At 69.8% G+C, this 5,031-nt stretch carries 5 protein-coding genes; 2 read left to right on the forward strand and 3 right to left on the reverse strand.

Annotated features, from left to right (window positions below):
* Positions 1-135: 135 nt before the first annotated feature.
* The 3 genes from ACFWWQ_RS22360 to thyX all read right to left on the reverse strand — a co-directional run bounded on the left by ACFWWQ_RS22360 (position 136) and on the right by thyX (position 3,804).
* Entirely contained in the window at positions 136-1,821 is a 1,686-nt protein-coding gene (locus tag ACFWWQ_RS22360; RefSeq protein WP_384598788.1) for a ribonuclease J, read from the reverse strand.
* 112 nt (positions 1,822-1,933) lie between these two features.
* Positions 1,934-2,833, reverse strand: a complete 900-nt coding sequence (gene dapA, locus ACFWWQ_RS22365; RefSeq protein ID WP_384598790.1) for a 4-hydroxy-tetrahydrodipicolinate synthase — start codon at positions 2,831-2,833, stop codon at positions 1,934-1,936.
* 194 nt (positions 2,834-3,027) lie between these two features.
* Positions 3,028-3,804, reverse strand: a complete 777-nt coding sequence (thyX, locus tag ACFWWQ_RS22370) for an FAD-dependent thymidylate synthase (protein ID WP_384598792.1) — start codon at positions 3,802-3,804, stop codon at positions 3,028-3,030.
* A gap of 230 nt (positions 3,805-4,034) precedes the next feature.
* Here thyX and ACFWWQ_RS22375 point away from each other — a divergent pair, with 230 nt between their 5' ends.
* A complete protein-coding gene (locus tag ACFWWQ_RS22375; protein WP_384598794.1) occupies positions 4,035-4,274 on the forward strand; it encodes a hypothetical protein in 240 nt (79 codons plus the stop codon).
* Positions 4,275-4,385: 111 nt separating this feature from the next.
* Positions 4,386-4,937 (forward strand): hypothetical protein, encoded by a 552-nt coding sequence (locus tag ACFWWQ_RS22380; protein ID WP_384598796.1) that lies wholly within the window; start codon positions 4,386-4,388, stop codon positions 4,935-4,937.
* The last annotated feature ends 94 nt before the right edge of the window (positions 4,938-5,031 follow it).

The following is a 5,031-nucleotide window of genomic DNA, read 5'->3' on the forward strand; positions in this document are numbered from 1 at the left end:
TCGGCTCGTGGCGCTGGCGCTTGCCTCCGCCCCTTCCCTCCCCCCCCCCCCCCCCCCCCCCCGCGGGGGCCCCCCCCCCCGCCCCCCCCCCCCCCCCCCCCCCGCTCCTCGCGTGCCTGTCGGCCGCCGTACCGGTCAGACCTCGACGACCACGGGAAGGATCATCGGGCGGCGACGGTAGTTGTCCGACACCCACTTGCCGATCGTGCGGCGGATCAGCTGCTGGAGCTGGTGCGGCTCGACGACGCCGTCCTGGGCCGACTTGGCCAGGGACTCGTCAATCTTCGGGATGACCGCGGAGAACGTCGAGTCGTCGATGCCGGAGCCGCGGGCCTGGATGTGCGGGCCACCGACGATCTTGCCGGTGCTGCTGTCCACCACCACGAAGACCGAGATGATGCCCTCGTCGCCGAGGATGCGGCGGTCCTTGAGGTGGGTCTCGGTGACATCGCCGACCGAGAGCCCGTCGACGTACACGTATCCCGCCTGCACCTTGCCGACGATCTTCGCGACGCCGCTGACCAGGTCGACCACGACGCCGTCCTCGGCGATCACGATCCGGTCCTTCGGTACGCCGGTCAGCGCGCCCAGCTCGGCGTTGGCCCGCAGATGGCGCCATTCGCCGTGCACCGGCATGAGGTTCTTCGGCTTGCAGATGTTGTAGAAGTACAGCAGCTCGCCGGCCGAGGCGTGGCCCGAGACGTGGACCTTGGCGTTGCCCTTGTGGACGACGTCGGCGCCCCAGCGGGTCAGGCCGTTGATCACGCGGTAGACCGCGTTCTCGTTGCCCGGGATCAGGGACGACGCGAGGATCACCGTGTCACCGGGGACGATCCGGATCTGGTGGTCACGGTTGGCCATCCGGGACAGCGCCGCCATCGGCTCGCCCTGGGAGCCCGTGCAGACCAGCACGACCTCGTCGTCCGGCAGATCGTCGAGCGTCTTGACGTCCACGACCAGACCGGCGGGGACCTTCAGATAGCCCAGCTCACGGGCGATGCCCATGTTGCGGACCATCGAGCGGCCGACGAAGGCGACCCGGCGGCCGTACTCGTGGGCGGCGTCGAGGATCTGCTGGATGCGGTGGACGTGGCTGGCGAAGCTCGCCACGATGATGCGCTTCTGCGCGTTGGCGAAGACCGTACGCAGGACGTTGGAGATGTCCCGCTCCGGCGGGACGAAGCCGGGGACCTCGGCGTTGGTCGAGTCGGTGAGGAGCAGGTCGATGCCCTCCTCGCCGAGCCGGGCGAACGTCGGCAGGTCGGTCAGCCGGCGGTCCAGCGGCAGCTGGTCCATCTTGAAGTCGCCGGTGTGCACCACCATGCCCGCGGGGGTGCGGATGGCGACCGCGAGGGCGTCCGGGATGGAGTGGTTGACCGCGACGAACTCGCAGTCGAAGGCGCCGATCCGCTCCCGGTGGCCTTCCTTGACCTCCAGGGTGTACGGACGGATGCGGTGCTCCTGGAGCTTCGCCTCGATCAGCGCGAGGGTCAGCTTGGAGCCGATCAGCGGGATGTCCGGCTTCTCCCGCAGGAGGAAGGGGACACCGCCGATGTGGTCCTCGTGGCCGTGCGTGAGCACGATGCCGTCGATGTCGTCGAGCCGGTCCCTGATGGACGTGAAGTCCGGCAGGATCAGGTCGATTCCGGGCTGCTCCTCCTCGGGGAAGAGCACTCCGCAGTCGACGATCAGCAGCCGGCCTCCGTACTCGAAGACCGTCATGTTGCGGCCGATCTCTCCCAGACCGCCGAGGGGTGTGACCCGCAGGCCGCCCTTGGGGAGCTTCGGGGGACGGCCGAGTTCGGGATGCGGATGACTCAAAAGACTCTCCTCACCACGCGCGCCACGCTGCCCTCGGGGCACGTGGCGCGCATGACATTCGTGCACTTGCTGTGGGGCGGTTAAGGGCCGTTTTCAGTTGTGAAGTCTGTGCTCAGAGTTGTACCCCGCCGGCGGCGAGGTCCCGCGTCAGCTGCTCCGTCTCCTCGGGGGCCAACTCCACCAGCGGCAGGCGCAGCGGCCCGCCGGGCAGGCCCTGCAGGCCGAGGGCCGCCTTGGTGGTGATGACGCCCTGGGTGCGGAACATGCCGGTGAAGACCGGCAGCAGCTTCTGGTGGATCTCCGTCGCCTTGGTGACGTCACCGGCGAGGTGGGCGTCCAGCAGGGCGCGCAGCTCGGGGGTGACGACATGGCCGACGACCGAGACGAAACCGACGGCGCCGACGGAGAGCAGCGGGAGGTTGAGCATGTCGTCGCCGCTGTACCAGGCGAGGCCGGAGCGGGCGATGGCCCAGCTCGCGCGGCCGAGGTCGCCCTTGGCGTCCTTGTTGGCGACGATCCGGGGGTGCTCCGCCAGCCGGACGATCGTTTCGGTGTTGATCGGGACACCGCTGCGGCCCGGGATGTCGTACAGCATCACCGGCAGGTCGGTGGTGTCCGCGATGGCCGTGAAGTGCCGCAGGAGTCCTTCCTGGGGCGGCTTGCTGTAGTACGGCGTGACCGCGAGCAGGCCGTGGGCGCCTGCGTCCCGTGCGGCGCGGGCCAGCTCCACGCTGTGCCGGGTGTCGTTGGTTCCGGCTCCGGCCACCACGAAGGCACGGTCCCCGACGGCATCGACCACGGCGCGGACCAGCTGTGCTTTCTCCGCGTCGCTGGTGGTCGGGGACTCTCCGGTGGTGCCGTTGACGACGAGGCCGTCGTTACCGGCATCCACCAGGTGGGTGGCGAGCCGCTGCGCGCCGTCGAGGTCGAGATCGCCATCCTCCGTGAACGGCGTGACCATGGCGGTCAGCACCCGCCCGAACGGGGTCTGCGGTGTGGAAGTCGGAGCCATGGGTCCCACGCTACTCGTAGCTCACCGCTGGATGTGCCGCCGGGGAGCAGGGATGTGGACTCCGGCACTGCCTGCTCGGGGGTTCAAGCAGTGCCGGGTCCGTTTCTTCAGCGTAGATGAAGTTCTCAAAATGCTGCAATACGGACACCTCCAGGGTTGGGGCCCCAGAGGCGCCGCGGTGCAGGTCGGCGGTACTACGGGGCGATGCGGCCGTTGGCGTTGAATGCGCCGTACGTGAGCGGCATCAGGCGTGCCCAGTGGGCCTCCATCTGCTCGCCGACCATCTCGATCTCGCGCTGGGGGAAGGACGGCACCTGCGCCTGCTCGTGCTGGGTGCGCAGCCCGAGGAAGTGCATCAGGGAGCGGGCGTTGCAGGTGGCGTACATAGAGGAGTAGAGGCCGACGGGCAGGACCGCGCGGGCGACCTCGCGGGCGACCCCGGCGGCCAGCATCTCCTGGTAGGCGGCGTACGCCTGGCGGTAGGAGTCCTCCATGACGCGGCCGGTCAGCTCGTGCTGCTCGGTGGTGCCGTCGACGAACTCGTACTTGCCGGGGCGGCCCTGCTGGACGAGCTTGCGGTCGGCGCCGGGGACGTAGAAGACCGGATCCAGGCGGCGGTAGCGGCCGGACTCCTCGTTGTACGACCAGCCGACGCGGTGGCGCATGAACTCACGGAAGACGAAGATCGGGGCGCTGATGAAGAAGGTCATGCTGTTGTGCTCGAACGGGCTGCCGTGCCGGTCGCGCATCAGGTAGTTGATCAGGCCCTTGGAGCGCTCCGGGTCCTTCTGCAGCTCTTCGAGGGACTGCTCACCGGCCGTGGAGACGCGGGCCGCCCACAGCACGTCGCTGTCCGCGGCGCTGTGCTTGACCAGCTCGACCGTCACCTCGCTCCGGAAGCGGGCGAGCTCACTGTCGGAGCTGTCAGGGCCGTCAGGGCTCTGCGTGCTCGCGGCGGGGGTCTGGGACACCGGTGGTTCCTTCCGTTCGATCCGTGCGGCGTCCAGCCTACGGCCCGCCACTGACAGCCCGGGAAATCCCGCCTGATGCGGTGTTAGCGGGCAAAAGGGTCCCCGGTGTCGAGAGGGAGCGGGGCCGTTGATATTTTTCACAGAAGTTACTGGAAACGGGCACCAAACGGACGTCGCAGACGTCTGACTCTGTGAAAGTGCCCACTTCGAGGTTCCTAGGAGAGCCCCAGATGTTCCGCCGGCGTGAGCCCGTCCCGTTCGCCTTCGTCGCCGAGGCAGACCGGTTCCGCAGCAATGTCACTCCCCCGCCCCGCGAACGCGCCTCGCGCTCCCAACTGGCGGGCCGCACACTGATCACCCTGACCCTGGTGGGCGGCCTGGCGGGCTCCCTGCTGTTCGGGATTCCGGCGCTGCAGCAGGAGGCGCCGGGCGCCGCCAGTACGCATCAGTCCGAGGCCGCGCACCACTGACCTGCGGGGCCGGAGCCACCCGTGCCAAAGAGCGCCGGGTGGTTCCGGCCCCGCACTGCCGATAGCCTCACCGGTCACAGCTTCCATCAGTGCCCTGAGTGAGGATCAGCCGTGCCCCTGCCCTTCCTGACGGCCGACCGCGACCTCGACGTCGACAACCGTACGGCGGCTCCGCCGCTGCCCCACGAAGCGCCCGAGCGCTGGCGGCGGCCCTACCGCCCCGGCCCCTGGCGGGTGGGTATCTCGGCGGTGTCCCTGCTGCTGGCGTCGTTCGTGCTGCTGTCCGCGATGATCATCGGCTTCGCCGGTTCGCTGCCGGGCGCCGTGACCTGCGTGGTACTGGCGCTGATCGTCATCGGTCTGGCGCTGCGGCTGCTGCGGGTCGGCGTCTGGGTCAGCGCGCAGGGGCTGCGACGGATCGGCCTGTTCGGCACGGTCACCGAGCCGTGGGGCGCCACCGGGGCGCTGCGGACCGTCCAGCAGCCGGTGCGCTGGCTGGGCCTGCCCCGTACGGTGCAGGGGCAGGCACTGATCGACCGGCGGGTGTCCGGCCGGTCGCGGGTGCTGCTCACCGACCACGACGCCGACTTCCTCTCCCGCCCGGAGGCGTTCGAGCGGGCGGCCGATGTCCTGGAGGCGTGGGCCGCGCAGTACCGCAGGTAGACGGATACGGACGAGGGGGGGGGGGGGCGTCGGGTGTGAGAGTGCTGGGGGGGGGGAGGGGGTGGGGGGTGTGTGGGGGTGGCGCGGTGTGGGG

This window comes from Streptomyces sp. NPDC059080, from assembly GCF_042739975.1.
GTDB lineage: Bacteria > Actinomycetota > Actinomycetes > Streptomycetales > Streptomycetaceae > Streptomyces > Streptomyces benahoarensis.